The organism is Aliishimia ponticola (genome assembly GCF_004803475.1).
GTDB classification, from domain to species: domain Bacteria; phylum Pseudomonadota; class Alphaproteobacteria; order Rhodobacterales; family Rhodobacteraceae; genus Aliishimia; species Aliishimia ponticola.
This window is the reverse complement of sequence record NZ_SRKY01000001.1, coordinates 351,706-373,274: the sequence shown is the minus strand read 5'-3', so window position 1 is coordinate 373,274 and position 21,569 is coordinate 351,706. Positions and strand designations below refer to the sequence as shown.

The window sequence follows — 21,569 nt, the reverse complement described above, 5'->3', positions numbered from 1 at the left end:
GCGGCCTGCCTGCGGAAAGGTGCCGCCCCGGCCATGCGGTGCCTTCCGGGGCCATGCGGGACCATTCGGGGCGGATCACTTGGCAGGTGGGATCAGAAGCGACGCATCGCCGTAAGAGAAGAAGCGGTACTTGTCCGCGACCGCATGGGCATAGACACGCATCATCCTCTCGCGCCCCATCAGCGCCGAGACCAGCATCATCAAGGTCGATTTGGGCAGGTGGAAATTCGTCATCAGCGCGTCGGCCACATTGAAGGTGAAGCCGGGATAGATGAAGATATCCGTATCCCCTTCCCATGGCGCGATCTCGCCGGTGGCGCGGGCAGCGGTTTCGATCAGCCGCAGCGCCGTGGTGCCGACGGGGATCACCCGCCCGCCCTGCGCCTTGGTGGTGGCGATCTGCTGCGCCGCCTCCGCGCTGACCTTGCCCCATTCCGCGTGCATCCGGTGCGTTGTCACGTCTTCGACCTTGACCGGCAGGAACGTGCCCGCGCCGACATGAAGCGTCACGGTGGTGAACTCCACGCCGATCTCGCGCAAGCTTTCCAGCAGCGCCTCGTCGAAATGGAGCGACGCCGTCGGTGCGGCCACCGCCCCTTCACGTTTGGCGAAAACGGTCTGGTAATCGTCCTTGTCCTGCGCATCGGCCGCGCGCTGGCTGGCGATATAGGGCGGCAAGGGCATCGCGCCCGCGGCGTTCAACGCTTCCTGGAAGGCGTCGCCCTCAAGGTTGAAGCGCAGCAGCGCCTGCCCGTCATCGACCCGCTCCAACGTGGCGGACAGCCCGGCATCGAATGCGACGGTTTCGCCTTGGCGCAGTTTGCGCAGCGGCTTGACCAAGGCGCGCCAGCCGCCGCCCGCATCCGGCGACAGCAGCGTGACCTCGATCTTGGCTTCGACCGGGCCTTGCGCGCTGTCACGGCGGCGCAGACCGGTCAGCCGCGCGGGGATCACGCGCGTGTCGTTCAGCACCAGCCTGTCACCGGCGCGCAGGATCTGCGGCAGGTCGAACACGTGGCGATCCTCTATCGCGTCGCCCTGCGCCACCAGCAGCCGGGCCGAGGTCCGGGGCCGCGCGGGCCGGGTGGCGATCAAAGCGTCGGGCAGATCGAAATCGAAATCGGAAAGTTTCATGGCCGGGGCCTTAGCGTTCACCGCCGCCGTGCTCAAGGGGGGCTTTCCCGGTTTCCTCGGTGCCGGTGTTGCCCTGCACCCGCGGTTGCGCGCCCGGCGCCTCGCCCGGTTCTTGCGCGACAGAGGGCGCGGGGCGGCGGAAGAGTTCGCGGAAGATCGACGGCGTCAGCGCCGACAGCGGGTTCACCTGCACGCGCGGGCTGTCGGATGGCCCGCTCAGGCGAAAGTTGAAGCCGATCAGCCCCTCGCCCTTGCGGGTCAGAAGCGAGCCGACGCCATTGATCAGGTAGATCGGCGAGAACACCCCGCGCATATCCATCTGCCCGGCCCCAAGGTCATAGGTGCCGTCCATCGACAGACCGATGGAGGGGCCGACCGCGCTGGCCTCTGTCAGCGTGACCCGTTCCGGCGTCAGGCGAAAGGCGGCCTCTACCTCGGCGAAATGCAGCCCCTGCCCGCCCATCTGTTCCAGCAGGCCGACCACGGACAGCGCATTGAACAGCGCCGCAATGGCGGGGGCATCCTGCACCCGCGTATTGGTGATCGACAGCGCGCCGTTGAAGGCCCCCGCCGTGCCGACGGGCCGCAGGATCAGCTGCATATCCCCGCCGCGCGCCTGTTTGAGCAGCCCGGCACTGGCAAAGACCTTGCCCGCATCGCCGGAGGTAATCCGAAATGCGCTGCGCCCGGCTTCGGGCACCACGGTCCCGCTGACCTGTGCCACCCCGTTGACGCGCCCGCGGAATTTACCTTCGAGCCCGCGGTTCAGTGTGAAATCACCGTTGAGCCCGGTCAGCGCGATCGTATCGGTGATCTGGAGCCGATCCAGTCGCAGGGTCAGCGGGCCGGTTTGCGCATTGCCGCCGCCGCCGCCCGCGCCCGATCGGCCGCCAAAGCTGGCGCGCCGCATATCCAGCGTGCCGCCCTGCACGATCACAGCGGGCGCCGCGCCTTGGCCACGGCCCACCAGCGCCACCGGCGCACTCAGCCAGCCGCCCAGTTTCACGGAGGAAAACTCGGCCCGGTCAAGACCGCCATCCTGGCGCAGTGCAACGCGGCCTTCGGCGTCCAGCCCGCTGGCGGCCAGCGCCAAACGGTCAATCGCGGGGGACGCGCCCAGTGTGCCTGCCACGGTCAGGTTGCCCCGGCTCGCGGCGGGTTTGGACCATCCCAGCGCCGGAACGCTCAGCCCGACCCCGCGCAAATCGCTGGTCGCCTCGAATTGCGGCGCGCGGCCCGCCGGCAGGTCCAGCACCAGCCGCGCGCCCCCCCGCCCCGACACGGTGCCGGGCGGCAGGCCGATTTTCAAACGCTCCACCGTGTTCTGCGACAGGTCCATCTGCGCCACGACGCGGCTGCCCGGCGTGCCCGGAACCATGGTCCAGTCGCCTTCGAACGCGATTCCGTCGAACTGGCCCGGCCCACCGATGCGCACCTCGCGGGGCGAGACATCGAGCGTCAGCGCCTCGGCCTCCAACCGGCGGCCCGGCACCAGCACATCGCTCACCACATCGGTCAGCCGCCCTTCGAACGCATAATCGATCTCGTCCGGGGCGACGGATTTGCGGATCGGCAGCGCCAGCGTTCCGGTCAATTCTGCCCGCCCCTCCGCCAGCGTGACCGGCAGGTTCGCCTTGCGCATGAATTCCAGCGGCGGCTGGTCCAGCACGGCAAGCGCCGCGTTGATCGTGCTGTCGGTCTTGATGCGGATGACGGCGGGCGTGTCGGGCTGGGCCGTAACATCGGGAATGATAAAGGCACTGCCCGCCGCATCGACGCGCCCATTCTCGCCAACGCTGGCATAACCCTGGTCCAGCGCCACGACAAAGCGATCCCGCAGCAGCGAGGCCACCCCGGCCGTGTCCTTTAGCGGCGGCAGAGTCTTGTGATAGCGCACCTCTTGCGCCGTAAAGCCGAAACCCAGATGCATATCCGGGCGCACCCCCGGCGAGGACCGCAGCGCGAATTGCAGATCGGACACATTCCCGCCGGTGATGTTCTTGGACACCCAGTCGCGCGGCTTGCCCGCGAAGCTGACGGGCCAGAGTTCCAGCAACCGCGCGCCGTTCAGCCGCGCCATGCGTGCATCCAGCGCCAGCCGCCAGCCTTCGGGAGCCACGTCCAGAGCACCATCGGCCCAGATGATCTCTCCCTGATCGCGGATGCGCATCTGCCCCAGTTCGACACGGAACGGATCGGGAATGAAACGCGTGTCCATTTCGACGCGGTCAAGCTGCAACGGGGTCTCGTACAGATCCGGCGGCGAGAATGTCAGACCGTTCAGGTTGAACTGGCCGATCATCTCGTCCAGCCGACCCTCATCCAGACCGACCAGTTGGGCGTGCCCCTCTGCCGTGCCCGAAAGCCAGGGGCTGTCGATCTCGATCAGGTCGAACACGATCTCGCCAAGGTCGGGATGAAAGGTCAGGTAGGTGCGCCCGGCGTTGAACGGAATGGCGCGGGTCTGCGGCGCGGGTTGCAGCACGCCCTGCCCGATCTGCAACGTGGCATTGACCGGCTGGACATTGCCGCCTGCATCCACCGCGCTGCGCACCGCACCAGAAATCGGCGCCTGCAAGCCGGTCAGCCAACCAAAAGCAGGGCTGATCGCGGCAAGGTCGCGGGCGCGTACGTCGCGCACCGATACGCCGAATTGCGCGGTGCTTTCCCCGATGCGGCTGGTGTAATTCGCCTCAAGCGTCGCAACAGACGCGCCGCCGCCCAGCAGCGCCAGATCGGCGGCCATGCGCAGCTCTTCGCCTTCGCGGCGGATGCGAACCCGCGCCCCGTCCACCGTCCAGGCACGGCGGGCGCGGGCATCTTCAAAGCGCAGCGTCACCGCATCCAGATCCAGTTCCGTCAGCGCCGCAAGTCCGGGGCTTTGGAACAGGCCATCGAGTTGTTCAACCATCTCGGGCAGGCTTGCCGCGCTCTGAACGGGGGCGGCGTCGGGCGACACTTGCAGGCTTAGCACACCATTGCTGTCCCGGCGCAGCGTCGCGAACAGCCCCGACAGCCGCGCGGTCTTGGGCTGCACCAACCCTTCCAGCAGCGGGCGGAAGGCGAGCGATGCGTTCATCTCGGACAACGCCATCAACTCGGCCCCCTCCGCAGAGGAGATCACCACATCGCGCAGCTGCGCCGTGGGCCGCCAGCCCTGATGGACGGTCAGAACCATCTGTCCGAAATCCACATCCAGCCCGGGCGCGTTCTGTGCGATGCGCGCCTCGATCCGCGCGCGCAGCCAGTCAGGCGCGGTCACGGGCCGGTCGGTCAGCCACCAGATCGCACCACCGATCAGCGCCGCGATGAAGCCGAGTTGGAAGGCCACGGTGAGCAGCCCGCGCAGCAGCCATCGTCGCCGGCGCGGCGGCTTGGCCTTGGACCGTTTTCCGCGCCCCCATCTGCGTCTGGTTTTTTCGTTATCCGGCGTGTCCCCATCCGGCGCATCCACATCCGGCGTCGTTCCGCCGGGCGTGTCGGCGGCAGGTGTCGCGCCGTCAGATGGGTCCGCGCGGTCCTTTGCGCCCGAAAGCGCCCCGGTCATTGGCGCGGCATCATCGGCCTCAGCGCCGGGCCGCCCCGCCTCCTTGTCAGATTTTTCCGCCGAACCGCTGCTCATGGCTTTAACCCGCCGCAGGGCGTACTACACTCGGCAGCGGCAGGCGAATGGCCTGCACCACCCGCTCCAAAGGATCGAAACACATGGCCGATACACATCAGACCGCTCCCGATTTCAGCCTGCCCGCGACCGGCGGAGGCACGGTCACACTCTCGGACCTGCGCGGCAGCGCCGTGGTCCTGTTTTTCTATCCCCGCGATGATACCTCGGGCTGCACGAAGGAATCCATCGCATTTTCAGAAAGCTTGGGGGAATTTGCCGATGCGGGCGTCACCGTGTTCGGAATTTCCAAGGACAGCATGGCAAAGCACGAGAAATTCGCGGCCAAGCACGATCTGAAGGTAACGCTGCTGTCGGATGAGGACGGCTCCGCCTGCGAAGATTTCGGCGTCTGGAAGGAAAAGAAGATGTACGGAAAGACCTTCATGGGGATCGAACGTTCGACCTTTCTGATCAACGCGGACGGGCAGATCGTGCAGGAATGGCGCAAGGTCAAGGTGCCGGGCCATGCCGAAGCGGTGCTGGACGCGGCGCGCGCCCTATGACGGCGCAGACCCTGACGCAGATGGCGGTGGAGGTTCTGACCACCGCCGATGGACGGGCCAAGACCGCCCTGTCGCGCGCCCATGCCGCCCGCTGGCGGGACGCGCGCGCCGCGGGCACGCCGATCCCCGTGGGAGAAGCCGCGCCGCCCCTGCATCCGGCCCGCCCTGCCGCGCCCGAACTTCTGGACCCGCGCGATGTACCCCGCCGCCGCCCCGGATCGCCGCAGGGCCGGATCGCGCTGCTGCATGCGGTGGCGCATATAGAACTGAACGCGGTGGACCTGCATTGGGACATCATCGCCCGGTTCGGCCATGTGCCGATGCCGATGGGGTTCTACGATGACTGGGTGAAATCTGCGGATGAAGAATCCAAGCATTTCAATCTGATGTGCGATTGCCTCGAAGAGCTGGGCAGCCATTACGGCGCCCTGCCCGCCCATGCCGGAATGTGGCGCGCGGCGGAAGATACCCGCGACGATCTGCTGGGCCGTCTGGCGGTAGTGCCTATGGTGCTCGAGGCGCGCGGCCTTGATGTCACGCCCGGCATGATCGAGATTTTCCAGAAGGCCAACGCGCAAAGCGCGGTGGATGCGCTCAAGATCATCTATGCCGAAGAAGTCCACCACGTCGCCTATGGATCGAAGTGGTTTCACTTCCTGTGCGGGCGCGACAACACGGACCCCGTCGTGGTTTTCCATGACCTTGTGCGCACCTATTTCCACGGCGCGCTAAAGCCCCCCTTTAACGAGGAAAAACGCGCCGAAGCCGGGATACCGCCCGACTTCTACTGGCCGCTGGCCGATCAGTTGCGTTAGGCGAAAGGGCCGCGTTCGGGCGCGCGGCCTCCAGAGGTGGCCGCATGGTCCGACCGTCCGCCGCAGGCAGAAACCGCGCCGCGCTGCGGGCTCAACTTCGCCGAGCAACACCTTAATATCGGCGGTTTTTCGCCAAAGATTTCACTTTCCCGCAACAGTTGCGACCTATCGCGCCGCGAGACTTGCCCGCCGGTTGACCTGCGCGTAAGGAGTTGGGCCAAGGCGTCGGACTGGGGATCGAGCGCCGCTATTGGGATGGGACAAAGGACGAGCCTTTTGCGTACACGCCTCGCGATCAAACTGCACGCCTTCTTGGAACGGAATTTCCCCGAGCGCCGCGTGTTCCTGAAATCCGACAAAGACACGCGCTTTATCCGCCTGCGTCCCGTGACTCAGCTTATCGCCTTTGCGGGCAGCGCCCTTGTCGTTGCATGGGCCATCGTTGCCACCGCCATCATCCTGATGGATTCCATCGGTGCCGGGAATTTCCGCGAACAGGCCAAACGCGAACAGCGCACTTATCAGGCCCGTCTTGATGCCTTGGCCGCGCAGCGTGACAGCCGCGCCGAAGAAGCACTGGCCGCGCAGGAACGCTTCAACGCCTCTCTTGAGCAGGTTTCGGTCATGCAGTCGCAACTGCTGGAATCCGAAACCCGCCGCCGCGAGCTTGAAACCGGGATCGAGGTGATTCAGGCGACGCTGCGCAACACGATGAAGCAACGCCAAAGCGTCGAAGAACGTCTGGCCACGCTGAAAGAACAGATCGAATCCGGTGAAGCCTCTGTCGCGTCCGCCGGAAATGGCGCGGGCGCGCCGGTCGATATCCTAGCCGATGCGCTGGCCCGCACCGCGGCGGAACGTGACCAAGTGGTGGCCGATGCCCGCGAAGCACTGCTGCGCGCCGACGAGATGGAAGCCGAACTGGCGCTCATGCAGGACAAGAACGATCAGATCTTCCGCCAGCTGGAAGAGGCGATGACCGTGTCCGTGGCTCCGCTGGACAAGATGTTCCGCGCCGCCGGGCTTAGCACCGATCGCATTATCGAACAGGTCCGCCGGGGCTATTCGGGGCAAGGCGGCCCGCTGACGCCGCTGACATTCTCCACCCGTGGCGAAGAGGCCAGCGCCGACACGCTGCGCGCCAACCGCCTGCTGAACCAGATGGACCGCCTGAACCTGTACCGGATCGCCGCGCAGAAGGCCCCGTTTGCCAACCCTGTAAAGGATTCCTTCCGCTTCACTTCCGGCTTCGGCACACGCCGCGACCCCAAGACGGGCGGTCGCCGTATGCACAAGGGCGTCGATTTCGCCGCCGGGACCGGTACGCCGATCTACTCCACTGCCGATGGCGTCGTGGTCCACGCGGGCTGGTCGTCGGGCTATGGCCGTCTGGTGAAGATCCAGCACGAGTTCGGCATCGAAACCCGCTATGCGCATCTGTCCAAAATGCGCGTGAAGGTTGGACAAAGGGTCTCGCGCGGGCAGCGGATCGGTGATATGGGAGCCTCTGGACGGGTAACGGGGGTGCACCTGCACTATGAAGTCCGTGTCGGCGGTGAAGCCGTGAACCCGATGATCTACATCAAGGCAGCGAACGATGTTTTCTAAGAGCAAAATCAACGAACCCGGCCCCAAAGCAGACGCGCCCAAGGCCGACGCACCGGAAAAAGCAAGCCCTGCGCCAGCCGCGCCTTCCAGCGACTACAAGCCGAACACGCCGCCCAAGGCGAAGCCGCCGGCCTCGCTTCTGTCTGCGGACCTGCACATCACCGGCAATGTCAAAACGACCGGCGATATTCAGGTCGAAGGCACTGTCGAAGGCGATATCCGCGCCCATCTTCTGACCATCGGCGAGAGCGCGACGATTCGCGGCGAAGTGATCGCGGATGACGTGGTGATCAATGGCCGCATCGTCGGCTGCGTGCGCGGCCTCAAGGTCCGCCTGACCTCCACCGCGCGGGTCGAGGGCGACATCATCCACAAGACCATCGCAATCGAAAGCGGTGCGCATTTCGAAGGCTCCGTGCAGCGTCAGGACGATCCGATCTCCGGCAACGTCCCGAAACAGCCGCAACAAGCCCACGCCGCGCCGCAGCCGAAACCGGCACAGCCCGGCCAAAGCTGACCCCGGATACCACCGTGACAACGACCCAGACGCCGCAGGACACCCCTGCGGCGCTTTCTGTTTCGGACGCGCTTTGCGCCCCAAAGGATCGCCGCTTTGTGCTGATCGCCGCGATATTGGCGTCGGCGCTGGGGTTCATCGACGGCACCGTGACAGCCATCGCCCTGCCCGCCATGCGCAGTACGCTGGGCGCGGGACTGGCCGAGGCCCAGTGGATTCACAACGCTTACATGCTGATGCTGTCGGCGCTGATCCTGGTGGGCGGCGCAATTGGCGACCGCTTTGGGCTGGCGCGGGTCTTCGGTATCGGCATTGCCTTGTTCGTCGCCGCCTCCCTGCTGTGCGCGGTGGCGCCAACGGCGCTGTTCCTGATCGTGGCGCGCGGGCTGCAAGGCATTGGCGCGGCGATCATGGTGCCCGGCTCTCTTGCCATCATCGCCCGCGCCTATCCCCGCGCAGAGCGAGGCCGCGCCATCGGTATCTGGGCGGCGGCATCGTCCCTGACGACCGCGCTGGGGCCGATCATTGGCGGGCTGGCCCTGACCTTTGGCGGGCCAGAGATGTGGCGCTGGGTCTTCGCGGTGAACCTGCCCTTGGGCGGCGTGGCGATCTGGCTGCTGTACAGCCGAACCCAACGGGACGTCGCGCGGCCGGGGGCCCGGCTTGATATGGCCGGGGCGCTGACTGCGACACTGGCCCTGCTGGCCCTGGCATGGGGGCTGACCGCGTCAGAGGACGGGCCTGACTGGCTTTGGGTCGGGATCGGGCTTGCGGGCCTGGCCCTGTTCCTGCGCATCGAAGCGCGCCAGGCCGTACCGATGATGCCGCTGACCCTGTTCAATGCGCCCGTCTTCGCCGCCGCGAACCTGCTGTCCTTCACGCTCTATTCCGCTTTGGCGCTGATGTTCTTCTTCATGCCGATGACCTTCATCGCGGGTTGGGGCGTCAGCGAGATCGAAGCCTCTGCCGCCTTCGCGCCCATCTCTGTCTTCATGGCGCTGATCTCGTCACGCGCGGGCAAGCTGGCGGACCGCATTGGCCCGGCCCCGCTGATCCTGCCGGGCAGCCTTGTGGTCGCGGCAGGCTATGGGGTGATCGGCTGGCTTGCCCCGGCGCAGGACTTCTGGCAGCATATGCTGCCGGGCTTCTGCATCATCGGTTTCGGAATGGCGCTGGTGGTCGCGCCGCTCTCTGCTGCGGTGATGGGCGCGGTGGAGGAGCATCACTCCGGCATCGCCTCTGGCATCAATAACGCGATCACGCGGCTTGCCGCCTTGCTCTCGGTCGCAGCGCTCAGCGGGGTCGTCGCGGCGCTGTACCAAGCTGCGGGCGGGCTGGCGAGTTTCGGGATCGAAAGCGATACGACAGGCCATGTGGCCGCGATGAATGTGGCCTTTCGGGGCGTGGCGTGGATCGCGTCAGCCCTGGCCCTGCTAAGCGCCCTGATCGCGCTGCGCCTGCCGGGCGGGCTGCGCAGATGAGATACGGCGCGGCCATGCCTTGCACAGCCGCGCCGCATATCCTGCCCAACCAAAAGCGTCGTTACTTGGCGGCCCGGCGGCGGCGACCGGCCAGCCCCAATCCAGCCAAGGCCGTCCCGAACAGCACCGCGCCCGCCGGAAGCGGCACCGGGGCCAAGGCATCTGCGAAAACGATGTTTTCCCAGGATGTCAGCGTCAGGTCAGTCTGCCCCAGCGCGCCAAAAATGCTCAACTTGAAGACATCGCCGCCCAGATCGGTCAGCAGCGTTTCGATGCTGGCGACCCCTTCGAAGATCAGCGTGTCCTCACCTTCGCCGCCCGCGAACAGGCTGCCATCCGCGAAAAGCCCGGTGGTCATGTCGAAGAAGCTGGCATCAAAGACCATCAGATCCGCGCCTGCGCCGAAATCCGCGCCGCCTGCGATCTCGCTTCCAGTGACATTCAGCAAGGCGTCATCGCCTTGGCCCAGAAACAGCGCGGTGCCCTCGGTGCCTTCGATCAGGCCCGCGTTCGACACGAACTGGCTGGCCGTATCCGCATCATCCGTATTCACACCGATGGTGCCGCTGATGATGCCAAAATTCTCGATCACCGATTCCGACGCGCCCGGATCATAGTCGATCGCCGCGTTGGTCACCGACAGGATCGTGCCTTCGTTGTAGATATAGCCGCTGTCGATATCGATCGCGTCCTGCGCTTCCAGCGTGAGATCGGCGGCAATATCGGCTGCGGTCTGGGTGTTCTCGATGGTTCCGTAATTTTCGATGAACGCGCCCTCGCCCACTTGGATCGCATCATCAAAGCCAAAGATGCCGCCTGCGTTGTAGATCACCGCGTTGTCGCCAGCTTCCACCGCTTCGTTCTCAAGCGACTGGATCACCGCCCCAAAGGCGTTGTCGAGCACCAACCCATCGCCGACGGTGATGCCCTTGTCGACGGCGGTCATCTCGCCGAAATTGAGCACGCTCACATCGTTTGCCGGGCCCGTCGCGCTTTCGCCCTGGATCAGGTCATCGCCCGCGGCAATCACGCCGTAGTTTTCCAGATACAGCCCGTCGCCGCCCTTGATCGCGTCACCGCCGGCCACGATGGTCGCCGTGCCGTTCAGACGCCCGCCATTGTAGATTTCCAGGTCAGAGGCCGGATCGCCATCCTCGTTCTCGCCGACAATGGCGTGGTCCGGCGCTGCGATCAGACCCTGATTTGCCACCACCAGACCTTCACCGCCGACAATCGCTTCGTCGCCGCCGATGATGCTGCCGCTATTGGAGATGAAGGCCCCGTCGTCCTGAAGCTTGATCGCGTCATCGCCGCTGGCCGAGGTGTCGATCACCGCGTCGGTTTCGACAATCACGACAACATCCTTGCTGCCATCATCAAGCGCGCGGGTTTCAATCGAATCCGGGCCGTCGAAAATATCGGTCGCGGTGCAGGTGACGGTATCGCCGCCACCCGGCGAGAGGTCGTCACAATCGGCAACTGCCATTGTTGCGAAGGAAAAAGGCGCGGCTGCAAGTGCCGTCGTCATCAAAAGGCGTTTCATCAGTGTCCCCAGCTTATAATCTGTTTTCTGCCTAAGACCGTCAGATGACAGACGTGTGACAGATCACACCAAAGCCGGGAACACTGCTAACTTCTTCGCTGCCAAGCCTTATTCGGTGACAGTCACAGTTTTCATCACGTCTGGCTGGCCGCTGACCGCGCCCGAACGCCCGTCGCCGCGCTTGATCTGATCGACGACATCCATGCCGTCGACCACGCGGCCAACAACGGTGTATTGCCCGTTCAGGAAGTGACCCGGCGCGAACATGATGAAGAACTGGCTATTGGCCGAGTTCGGATCATTGGTGCGCGCCATGCCGACGATCCCGCGATCATAGGGCACTTCGGAAAATTCCTGCGGCAGATCGGGATAGGAAGATCCCCCCGTGCCCGCGCGGCGCATATCCATGCCCAGCTTGCCGTTCGACACGTCGCCGGTCTGTGCCATGAAGCCTTCGATCACACGGTGAAAGACCACGCCGTCATAGGCACCTTCGGCGGCCAGGGTCGTGATCCGCTCTACGTGCTGCGGGGCGACGTCTTCGAGCAGGTCGATCTTGATGGTGCCATTGGCCCCCTCGCCTTCGACGGTGATCTCGATCCCGCTGGCAAGCGCCGGGCTTGCCATCAGCGCCAGTGCCGCGATCAGCTTACGCATCGGCGGCAACCTTCACGCTGATCATGCGATCGGGATCGGCGGGCGGCTCGCCACGGGTGATCGCATCCACATGTTCCATCCCCGAAATAACGCGGCCATAGACCGTGTATTGCCCATTCAGGAAATGGTTGTCGGAGAAGTTGATGAAGAACTGGCTGTTGGCGCTGTTCGGGTTGGCCGAACGGGCCGCACCCAGCGTGCCGCGATCATGGGGCAGCTTGGAGAATTCCGCCGGAAGGTCCGGCTTGTCCGACCCGCCCGTGCCCGCCATACGGATGTTGAAATCCTGTTCCATATTGCCGTTGGCCACGTCGCCGGTCTGCGCCATGAAGCCGTCGATCACACGGTGAAAGCAGACATTGTCATAGGCGCCTTCGCGGGCCAGTTCCTTCATCCGCGCGGAATGTTCCGGCGCCACGTCGGGCAGCAGTTCGATAACGACCTGTCCGCCTTTCAGTTCGATCAGAATGGTGTTTTCGGGGTCCTTGATCTCGGCCATCGTGGCGATCTCCTTGGTCTGAGAATTTCCGCCGTTGGTACGTGCTTGTCCGGGGAATGCCAAGGGAGGCGTGCGCCTTTCTCGCCCCGCCGGAAAAATGCCGCGCAGACGGCCCTGCCCATTCCGCCATTGACCCGCGCTGCCGAACGCGGTGAAAGGGCGGCGGATCAATCTATTTTGCAACCCAAAGCGGGGGATATGACATGGGCTGGAAGACGCTGGACGATTTGGAACTGAGCGGCAAACGGGTGCTGACCCGCGTCGATATCAACGTCCCGATGGAGGATGGCCGCGTCACTGACAGCACGCGCATCGACCGCATCGCGCCCACCGTCCATGACATCCGCGCCAAGGGCGGCTCGCCCATCCTGCTGGCGCATTTCGGACGGCCCAAGGGCAAGCCGGTCCCCGAAATGTCGCTACGCCAGCTTGTCGAACCGCTGGAAGCGGCCTTTGGCTGCGCCGTGACCTTCGTGGAGCGCCCCGCGCGCGACTGGATCGACGCGCAGCCTGCCGATGCGGTGATCCTTGTGGAAAACACCCGCTTTTCCCCGATGGAAGAAGCGAACGACCCGCAAATGGCGCAATTTCTAGCCGGGCTGGGCGATGTCTATTGCAACGACGCGTTCTCTGCCGCGCACCGCGCCCATGCGTCGACCGAAGGGGTGGCGCATCTGCTGCCCTCTTGCGCGGGCCGTCTGATGCAGGCGGAGCTGGAAGCGCTGGAGGCCGCGCTGTCCAAGCCGAAGCGCCCGGTTGTGGCCGTGGTCGGCGGGGCCAAGGTCTCCACCAAGCTGGAACTTCTGGGCAATCTGGTCAGCAAGGTCGATACGCTGGTGATCGGCGGCGGCATGGCCAACACCTTCCTTGCGGCGCAAGGGGTCGATGTGGGCAAGTCGCTGGCCGAGCATGACATGACCGGCACCGCGTCCGAGATCATGGAAAAGGCGCAGGCGGCGGGCTGCACGATCCTGCTGCCCTCTGACGTGGTGGTGGCGCGCGAATTCAAAGCCGGGGCGGCGCATGAAACCGTCGCGGCCGATGCCTGCCCTGCCGATGCCATGATCCTTGATGCCGGCCCCGAAAGCGTCAAAGCCATCACCGCCGCCTTCGAGGCCGCAAAGACGCTGATCTGGAATGGCCCGCTGGGCGCGTTCGAGATCGAGCCTTTCGACACCGCCACCAATGCCGCAGCGCAGGCCGCAGCCGCCGCGACAAAGGCAGGCACGCTGATTTCGGTCGCCGGCGGGGGCGATACGGTCGCGGCGCTGAACAAGGCGGGCGCGGCCGATGACTTCACCTATATTTCCACCGCCGGGGGCGCGTTCCTCGAATGGATGGAAGGCAAAACCCTGCCCGGCGTCGCCGCCCTGTCGTAATCCGGCCCGGCGCGCGCTATCGCACCGAAAATATGCGAAAAATCGGGGAAAACCGCCGGTTTTTCACCCATCGGGGATTCACAAGACGAATCACCTGTGGCATAGTGGTTTCACGCACCCGGCAAGAGGCGCGGCCACAAGGCAAGGCAGTATTCAGATGACCCGCAGATTTCTTCGCAGCAGCCCCGCATCGTTCGGACCGCTTTTGTTTTTCGCGGTGGCCTTTGCGCTGAGCCTTTATTTCACCTTTGCTGCGGTTCAGGGCGATTACGGGTTGTTCCGCCGGGCCGAAATCGGCGCCGAAACCCGCGAGATGCAAAGCCAGCTGGACGCCGTCAATGCCGAGGTCGCGCGCATGGAAAACATGACGCGGCGCCTGTCGGATGAATATCTGGACATCGACCTGCTGGACCAGCAAGCCCGGTCGATCCTTGGCATGACCCGCGCCGACGAAATCGTCATCCGTTAAGCCCCTATTCCCCCATGTTCTGACCGGCTTCCCGCCATGCGTTATGTGCATAGGTGATCCACACCCTTGTCTCTCGCTTTCTGCTGCGGCATGGTTTAGAAAATAGTTTAACACTAAACTATTGCTCTGGGAGGAGAACGCATGGCGGCTCGCAGGACGACAAAGAAGTCGAATGTTTCGGCGGATGAACTCAAGGCATATTACCGGGACATGTTGCTGATCCGGCGCTTCGAAGAGAAGGCCGGGCAGCTTTACGGCATGGGTCTGATCGGTGGCTTCTGTCACCTTTATATCGGGCAGGAAGCCGTTGTGGTCGGGCTTGAGGCCGCGGCAGAGGAAGGCGACAAGCGCATCACCTCTTACCGCGATCACGGGCATATGCTGGCCTGCGGGATGGACCCGAACGGCGTGATGGCCGAACTGACCGGGCGCGAAGGCGGCTATTCCAAGGGCAAGGGCGGCTCCATGCACATGTTCTCGAAAGAGAAGCATTTCTATGGCGGCCACGGCATCGTTGCCGCGCAGGTGCCGCTGGGTGCGGGCCTTGCCTTTGCGGACAAGTACAAGGGCAATGGTCGCGTGACCTTCACCTATTTCGGCGACGGCGCCGCGAACCAGGGCCAGGTCTATGAGACCTTCAACATGGCCGCGCTTTGGGATCTGCCGGTCATTTTCGTGATCGAGAACAACCAATACGCCATGGGTACGGCGCAAAAACGCTCCACCTCGACCGAGGATATCCACACGCGCGGCGCGCCGTTCGGCATTCCCGGCGAAATCGTCGACGGGATGGATGTGCTGGCGGTCAAGGAAGCGGGCGAAAAGGCCGTGGCGCACTGCCGCTCGGGCAAGGGCCCCTATATCCTTGAGATCAAGACCTACCGCTATCGCGGCCACTCCATGTCGGACCCGGCCAAATACCGGACCCGCGAAGAGGTCCAGAAGATGCGCGAAGAGCGCGACCCGATCGAAGCGGTCCGCGCGATGCTGCTGACGGGCAAACATGCGAGCGAGGATGACCTCAAGGCGATCGACAAAGAGATCAAGGAGATCGTCAACGCCTCTGCCGAGTTCTCGAAAGAAAGCCCCGAGCCCGCGCTCGAAGAGCTTTGGACTGACATCTACGCCGAAACGGCACCGCAGAACGCTTAACGGGAGGCACAGACTATGGCTACCGAAATTCTTATGCCCGCGCTGTCCCCCACGATGGAGGAAGGCACGCTGGCCAAATGGCTTGTGAAGGAGGGCGACACCGTGTCCTCCGGCGATATTCTGGCCGAAATCGAAACCGACAAAGCGACGATGGAATTCGAAGCGGTCGATGAAGGGGTGATCGGGAAAATCCTGATCGAGGAAGGCAGCGAAGGCGTCAAAGTGAACACGCCGATTGCCGTTCTGGTCGAGGAAGGCGAAGACGTGCCCGCAGATGCCGGGCAATCCGCGCCTGACGCTGCGCCCGCCGAAGCGCCTGCCGCCGACGCACCTGCTGTGGCGGCCCCGGCCGAAGCGCCCGCCGCGCCGCAGACCGATAGCAGCCCCGATTGGCCGTCCGATGCCCCGATGGCGTCGCAGACCGTCCGCGAGGCGCTGCGCGATGCCATGGCCGAAGAGATGCGCTCGGATGAGGCTGTGTTCCTGATGGGCGAGGAAGTTGCCGAGTATCAGGGCGCCTACAAGATCAGCCAAGGGTTGCTGGATGAATTTGGTGACAAGCGCGTGATCGACACGCCCATCACCGAACATGGCTTTGCCGGGATCGGGGTCGGTGCGGCTTTTGGCGGTCTGCGCCCGATTGTCGAATTCATGACCTTCAACTTCGCGATGCAGGCGATCGACCAGATCATCAACTCCGCCGCGAAGACGCTGTACATGTCCGGCGGTCAGATGGGTTGCCCCATCGTGTTCCGCGGCCCCAACGGGGCTGCCGCACGTGTTGGCGCGCAGCACAGCCAGGATTATGCCGCGTGGTATATGCAGATCCCCGGCCTGAAAGTGGCGATGCCCTATTCCGCCGCCGACTATAAGGGCCTGATGAAGACCGCGATCCGCGATCCGAACCCGGTGATCTTCCTTGAGAACGAAATCCTCTATGGCCGCGCGTTTGACGTGCCGCAGGTGGATGACCTGACCGTGCCCTTCGGCAAGGCCCGCATCTGGCGCGAGGGCGAGGACGTCACCATCGTCAGCTTCGGCATTGGGATGCAATATGCTCTCGAAGCGGCCGAAAAACTGGCCGAGGACGGGATCAGCGCCGAGGTGATCGACCTGCGCACCCTGCGCCCGATGGATACCGGCGCGATCATCAAATCGGTGATGAAGACCAATCGCTGCGTGACCGTCGAAGAAGGCTGGCCGCAGCCATCGGTCGGCAGCTACATCAGCGGGGTATTGATGCAGGAAGCGTTCGATTATCTCGACGCGCCCGTGATCAACTGCACCGGCAAGGATGTTCCCATGCCCTATGCTGCGAACCTTGAAAAGCATGCGCTTGTGACCACCGATGAGGTGATCAAAGCCGTGCGCGACGTGACCTACAGATAAGGAGCGACAGAAATGCCCATCGAAGTTTTGATGCCCGCCCTGTCGCCCACGATGGAAGAAGGCACGCTGGCAAAATGGCTGGTCAAGGAAGGCGACACCGTCTCTTCCGGCGACCTGATTGCCGAGATTGAAACCGACAAGGCCACCATGGAATTCGAAGCCGTGGATGAAGGCGTGATCGGCAAGATCCTGATCGAGGAAGGCAGCGAAGGGGTGAAAGTGAATACGCCCATCGCCGTGCTGCTTGAGGACGGAGAAAGCGCCGACGATATCGGTACAGCCTCTGCCGCGCCCAAGCCGGACACCGCCGCCCCCGCGCAAGCCCCGAAAGAGGCGGAAGGCCAGGCCGAGGCTGAGGCCCCAGCCGCCCCGGCGGCGCCCACCAAGGACGGCACGCGCGTCTTCGCCTCCCCGCTGGCCCGGCGTATCGCCGCGCAAAAGGGCTTGGACTTGGCGCAGATCAAGGGCTCCGGCCCGCATGGCCGCATCGTCAAGGCAGATGTCGAAAACGCGACGGCCGCGCCCAAAGCCGCCGATGCCGGTGCGCCCAAGGCACAGGCTGCCGCCCCAGCGGCCGCGGCCCCTGCCGGCCCGTCCGCCGATGCTATCGCCAAGATGTATGAAGGCCGCGAATACGAAGAGATCAAGCTGGACGGGATGCGCAAGACCATCGCCGCACGCCTCACCGAGGCAAAGCAGCAGATTCCGCATTTCTACCTGCGCCGCGACATCAAGTTGGACGCGCTTCTGGCGTTCCGCTCGCAGCTCAACAAGCAGCTGGAAGCCCGCGGCGTGAAGCTGTCGGTGAATGACTTCATCATCAAGGCCTGCGCGCTGGCATTGCAAACGGTGCCGACCGCCAACGCGGTTTGGGCCGGGGACCGGGTGCTGCAACTGAAGCCGTCGGATGTGGCCGTCGCGGTCGCGATCGAAGGCGGGCTGTTCACCCCGGTTCTGAAGGATGCCGATATGAAATCGCTCTCTGCCCTGTCGGCAGAGATGAAAGACCTCGCCTCCCGCGCCCGCGACCGCAAGCTCGCGCCGCATGAATATCAGGGCGGCAGCTTCGCGATTTCCAACCTGGGCATGTTCGGGATCGACAATTTCGACGCGGTCATCAACCCGCCCCATGGCGCGATCCTCGCGGTGGGTGCCGGGGTCAAGAAACCCGTCGTCAACGATGCCGGAGAGGTCGACGTCGCCACGGTCATGTCCGTCACGCTGTCTGTCGATCACCGCGTCATCGATGGCGCATTGGGCGCAGAACTGCTGACGGCGATCAAGGACAACCTTGAGAACCCGATGACCATGCTGGCCTGATCCCCCACCGCCGGGGGTGCCATGAGGGGGACGTCCCCCTCATGAATGGATCACTTGAAAGCCGGGGCATCGCTCCGGCTTTTTCCGTTTAGCTGCCCATCCGGTAGCCGGGCGTTGACTGCGACAGCGCGATTTCCTCTTCGGTCATCGCCTCTGCCACGCCCTCGAACAGCGGAGTGGACAAGTAGCGTTCGCCTGTATCGGGCAACATGCACAGGATGACCGACCCTTCGGGCGCGGTTTCCGCCAGCTTCATCGACACGGCAAAGGTGGAGCCGCCGGAAATCCCGGTAAAGATCCCCTCCTCCGCCGCCAGTCGCCGCGACCATGCGATCCCGTCGGGACCAGCCACCGGGATCAGATCGTCATACAGCTTCTTGTCCAGCGCCTCTTGCAGGACCCAGGGAATGAAATCCGGCGTCCAACCCTGAATCGGGTGCGGGTTGAAGTTCGGATGCCCTTCGGTCGGTTGGTGATCTTCGTTGCGGGTGTTCACATAGCCTGACGCAACCAATGCCGCATTGGCCGGCTCGGTCAGGATCAGCTTGGTCTCCGGCCGTTCCTTGCGCATCACGCGGCCCAGCCCGGTAATCGTGCCGCCCGTCCCATAACCCGACACGATGTAATCCAGATTGGACCCTTCGAAATCCGCCAGAATTTCCCGCGCGGTCGTGTTTTCATGAATGTCGGCATTGGCCGAGGTTTCGAACTGCGAGGCCAGGAACCAGCCATTCGCCTCTGCCAATTCCTTGGCTTTGGAATACATGCCGAAGCCCTTGGCCTCTTTCGGTGTCAGGACGACCTTGGCACCCAGAAACCGCATGAGCCGCCGCCGTTCGACCGAGAAGCTCTCCGCCATTGTCACCACCAGCGGATAGCCCTTGGCCGCGCAGACCATCGCCAGACCGATGCCCGTATTGCCAGAGGTCGCTTCAACCACGGTCTGTCCCGGCGTCAAGGCGCCGCTGCGCTCTGCCGCCTCGATGATGTTCAACGCCAGCCGGTCCTTCACCGAGCCCGCCGGATTGAACGCCTCGAACTTCACATAGACATCCACGTTCTTCGGCGCGATGCGATTGATCTTGATGGTCGGCGTGTCCCCGACCGTATCGAGAATGCTGTCATAGCGCTTGCCGCGCCCATTGGTCTGACGAATGGTCATGGGATGCCCCTCTGCTTTCGGTCCATTGACGCCAACATAGGAACGCAAGCCGCGGTATTGCCAGAGTGCGGGGGGAAATCAGGAACAGAGTTCCGGAATTCCACCACGTGCCGAGACACCGTTCCCGCTCAATCGGGTTCTGGGCAGCCTCAAAATCGGATGCGGGCGCGCACGCCAAGCGCAGGACGGGCGACTTTGTTTGCGAAATATAAGGTCGGTTGTGCGGACGAACCTGTCGTTCGCTTATCTGAACGCAATGACCGCTCCCAGCCCAAAGCGGTCTATCGCAACTTAACTAAACTACGAACTAGCTTCCGAGATCGCCACTGTCAGTTTCCGTCTTTTCCAGAACAGAAAAATCCATTTCGTGAGTAAATTCAATGATGTTTGCTGCCATGGCAATAAATGACGCAAATATGATTGAGACACACGTTGCGTAGACAACCCATCCGGCCAAATCATCAGATAAGCCTGTATGTGCAATGTATAAAATACTAGCGATTGCGAGCAGCCACAAAGCAAGCAGGATCATGGATAAGAACCCCACTAAGACGCCATAAAAGATCCGTCCAGGCGCTGAGATTCTAAACCCGGGTTCCCGACCGTTAACTGGGGCCGATTGACAGTACTTCACGAACAGCCACGTCGGAGTACGAGCAGCGGTAAATAAGTCGGGATCGAGCTTGTTCTTTGCCATTACATCACTTGCCACAGCGAAAATCACCGCGTTGTATAACTGTATTGAAAGAAAAGAGTAGGTAATCATTAAGACGCTAAGAGATGCCGCGATCAGGCAAAGCTCCAGAAATGACGGTACATCTGCTATTGATGCGCCTGTTCCGGGGATTTGAATGTTTCCCCCATTCCAAGCGATAAAAGCTAAGAACAGCGAAATCGTGAGAGAGCGAAGGATATTATTTTGCTGAGCTTCAAGTTGTTCCCTTTGTTTCACCAAACCTTCGAGGACGGCTTCATTGACTTCTTTTAAGTCAAGCCGTTTCTGCCGCCGAAGTTCATCGGCGGTAAACATACTAGCACGAACATAGAGACTTTTCTTTAGGGTGTAGCGTTCTGTCATGTCACCTAGTCAATTTAGAAGCGCAATTGTTCCCATACACTGGCATTCTGTGCAAGCAAAGCTGACATGAGCCCGACTTTGCAGAGGTCGCTATCTGCGCATAGCTACCATTCGTTCTCCGCGCAGCATCGGTTGCTCTGGGCTCCCTCCCGCCGTTTCTGCAAGCAAAACGCGGTTCGGGGCGGCACTCAAGCCGCAGTATGAAACCACGGCCAGACGATTGCTCGACCAGCCGCGTTTGTCGGTGCCGCGTCAGACCGCAGCTAAAATTCAGCTATCCTTGCCCAGCATGTGGTCCATATTGACCGAGGGCTGATCGCACCCCGCCTCGCCCACGATGCGTGCCGGGATACCCGCGACGGTCTTGCAGCTTGGCACTTCTTCCAGCACCACGGACCCGGCGGCAATACGCGAGCAGTCGCCAATCTTGATATTGCCCAGCACTTTCGCGCCCGCGCCGATCAACACGCCGTTGCCGATTTTCGGGTGGCGGTCCTGCTCTTCCTTGCCGGTGCCGCCCAAGGTGACGGAATGCAGCATGGACACGTTGTCGCCCACCACCGCCGTTTCACCGATCACGATGGAATGGGCGTGGTCGATCATGATGCCCTTGCCGACCTTGGCCGCCGGATGGATATCGACGCCGTAGATTTCGGAAATGCGCATCTGGAAGAAATAAGCCAGATCGTATTTTCCCTCCATCCACAGGTGATGCGCCACGCGATAGGATTGCACCGCCTGATAGCCCTTGAAATAAAGGATCGGCTGAAGGAACCGGTGGCAGGCCGGGTCACGCTCATAGACGGCCATCAGGTCCGCCCGCGCCGCTTCCACCAGGCCCGGCTCGGCCTTGTAAGCGTCATCGACGATTTCGCGCACGACGACCATCGACATCTCGTTCGACGCAAGTTTCGCCGCGATCCGGTAGCTTAGCGCGCGTTCGATGCTTTTGTGGTGCAGGATACAGGCGTGGATGAAGCCGCCCATCAAAGGCTCATCGACAACGGCTTGCCGGGCTTCGGAAGCAATCCGGTCCCAGATCGGATCGATTGCGGCGATTTTTCTTTGCGCTTCGGCCATGCTCTTGCATCCTTGCTGGTTCGCGTCCCCTTTATGCCAGATAGGGACGAAAACCTAAATGCAAATACATGTGACAGCCCATCACGGACATGAATGGGAATGGCGCGTCACGGTGCAGG

The 21,569-nt window shown here is 63.1% G+C and carries 18 protein-coding genes; 10 read left to right on the top strand and 8 right to left on the bottom strand.

What is annotated here, in order from left to right:
• Positions 1–75: 75 nt before the first annotated feature.
• On the bottom strand, positions 76–1,134 hold the full coding sequence (gene queA, locus E4Z66_RS01830; protein WP_136461228.1) for a tRNA preQ1(34) S-adenosylmethionine ribosyltransferase-isomerase QueA: 1,059 nt from the start codon (positions 1,132–1,134) through the stop codon (positions 76–78).
• A 10-nt stretch (positions 1,135–1,144) separates the two neighbouring features.
• A complete protein-coding gene (locus E4Z66_RS01825; protein WP_136461227.1) occupies positions 1,145–4,756 on the bottom strand; it encodes a YhdP family protein in 3,612 nt (1,203 codons plus the stop codon).
• An 83-nt stretch (positions 4,757–4,839) separates the two neighbouring features.
• On the opposite strand from E4Z66_RS01825, the gene bcp reads away from it, so the two are divergent.
• The 5 genes from bcp (at position 4,840) to E4Z66_RS01800 (ending at position 9,722) form a co-directional block, all read left to right on the top strand.
• Positions 4,840–5,301 (top strand): thioredoxin-dependent thiol peroxidase, encoded by a 462-nt coding sequence (bcp, locus tag E4Z66_RS01820; protein ID WP_136461226.1) that lies wholly within the window; start codon positions 4,840–4,842, stop codon positions 5,299–5,301.
• Entirely contained in the window at positions 5,298–6,116 is an 819-nt protein-coding gene (locus E4Z66_RS01815; RefSeq protein WP_168797698.1) for a ferritin-like domain-containing protein, read from the top strand. Before bcp ends, E4Z66_RS01815 begins: the two co-directional genes overlap by 4 nt.
• 276 nt (positions 6,117–6,392) lie before the next feature.
• Positions 6,393–7,724, top strand: coding sequence for a M23 family metallopeptidase (locus tag E4Z66_RS01810; RefSeq protein WP_136461225.1), 1,332 nt, complete (start codon positions 6,393–6,395; stop codon positions 7,722–7,724).
• Positions 7,714–8,241, top strand: coding sequence for a bactofilin family protein (locus E4Z66_RS01805; RefSeq protein WP_136461224.1), 528 nt, complete (start codon positions 7,714–7,716; stop codon positions 8,239–8,241). The genes E4Z66_RS01810 and E4Z66_RS01805 overlap by 11 nt, the downstream gene beginning before the upstream one ends.
• A 14-nt stretch (positions 8,242–8,255) precedes the next feature.
• Positions 8,256–9,722, top strand: a complete 1,467-nt coding sequence (locus E4Z66_RS01800) for an MFS transporter (protein WP_211097098.1) — start codon at positions 8,256–8,258, stop codon at positions 9,720–9,722.
• A 61-nt stretch (positions 9,723–9,783) separates the two neighbouring features.
• Here E4Z66_RS01800 and E4Z66_RS01795 read toward each other — a convergent pair whose 3' ends face one another.
• The 3 genes from E4Z66_RS01795 to E4Z66_RS01785 form a co-directional block, all read right to left on the bottom strand.
• Entirely contained in the window at positions 9,784–11,208 is a 1,425-nt protein-coding gene (locus E4Z66_RS01795) for a VPLPA-CTERM sorting domain-containing protein (protein WP_211097097.1), read from the bottom strand.
• 165 nt (positions 11,209–11,373) lie between these two features.
• On the bottom strand, positions 11,374–11,922 hold the full coding sequence (locus E4Z66_RS01790) for a peptidylprolyl isomerase (protein WP_136461222.1): 549 nt from the start codon (positions 11,920–11,922) through the stop codon (positions 11,374–11,376).
• A complete protein-coding gene (locus tag E4Z66_RS01785; protein WP_136461221.1) occupies positions 11,915–12,421 on the bottom strand; it encodes a peptidylprolyl isomerase in 507 nt (168 codons plus the stop codon). Before E4Z66_RS01785 ends, E4Z66_RS01790 begins: the two co-directional genes overlap by 8 nt.
• Positions 12,422–12,624: 203 nt before the next feature.
• Between E4Z66_RS01785 and E4Z66_RS01780 the strand changes: the two genes are divergently transcribed.
• The 5 genes from E4Z66_RS01780 (at position 12,625) to E4Z66_RS01760 (ending at position 18,130) form a co-directional block, all read left to right on the top strand.
• Positions 12,625–13,800: a phosphoglycerate kinase gene (locus tag E4Z66_RS01780; RefSeq protein ID WP_136461220.1), complete on the top strand. Its 1,176-nt coding sequence runs from the start codon at positions 12,625–12,627 to the stop codon at positions 13,798–13,800.
• A 157-nt stretch (positions 13,801–13,957) separates the two neighbouring features.
• A complete protein-coding gene (locus E4Z66_RS01775; protein WP_136461219.1) occupies positions 13,958–14,269 on the top strand; it encodes an FtsB family cell division protein in 312 nt (103 codons plus the stop codon).
• Positions 14,270–14,410: 141 nt separating this feature from the next.
• Positions 14,411–15,421 (top strand): pyruvate dehydrogenase (acetyl-transferring) E1 component subunit alpha, encoded by a 1,011-nt coding sequence (gene pdhA, locus E4Z66_RS01770; protein WP_136461218.1) that lies wholly within the window; start codon positions 14,411–14,413, stop codon positions 15,419–15,421.
• A gap of 15 nt (positions 15,422–15,436) precedes the next feature.
• Entirely contained in the window at positions 15,437–16,810 is a 1,374-nt protein-coding gene (locus E4Z66_RS01765; protein WP_136461217.1) for a pyruvate dehydrogenase complex E1 component subunit beta, read from the top strand.
• 12 nt (positions 16,811–16,822) lie between these two features.
• A complete protein-coding gene (locus tag E4Z66_RS01760) occupies positions 16,823–18,130 on the top strand; it encodes a pyruvate dehydrogenase complex dihydrolipoamide acetyltransferase (RefSeq protein WP_136461216.1) in 1,308 nt (435 codons plus the stop codon).
• A gap of 88 nt (positions 18,131–18,218) precedes the next feature.
• Here E4Z66_RS01760 and E4Z66_RS01755 read toward each other — a convergent pair whose 3' ends face one another.
• The 3 genes from E4Z66_RS01755 to cysE form a co-directional block, all read right to left on the bottom strand.
• Complete coding sequence (locus E4Z66_RS01755) at positions 18,219–19,292, bottom strand: PLP-dependent cysteine synthase family protein (RefSeq protein WP_136461215.1); 1,074 nt, start codon at positions 19,290–19,292, stop codon at positions 18,219–18,221.
• 307 nt (positions 19,293–19,599) lie between these two features.
• Positions 19,600–20,370, bottom strand: coding sequence for a hypothetical protein (locus E4Z66_RS01750; RefSeq protein WP_136461214.1), 771 nt, complete (start codon positions 20,368–20,370; stop codon positions 19,600–19,602).
• A gap of 270 nt (positions 20,371–20,640) precedes the next feature.
• Positions 20,641–21,450 carry a serine O-acetyltransferase gene (gene cysE / locus E4Z66_RS01745; RefSeq protein WP_136461213.1) on the bottom strand — a complete coding sequence of 270 codons (810 nt, stop codon included), beginning with the start codon at positions 21,448–21,450 and terminating at the stop codon, positions 20,641–20,643.
• Between the last annotated feature and the right edge of the window lie 119 nt (positions 21,451–21,569).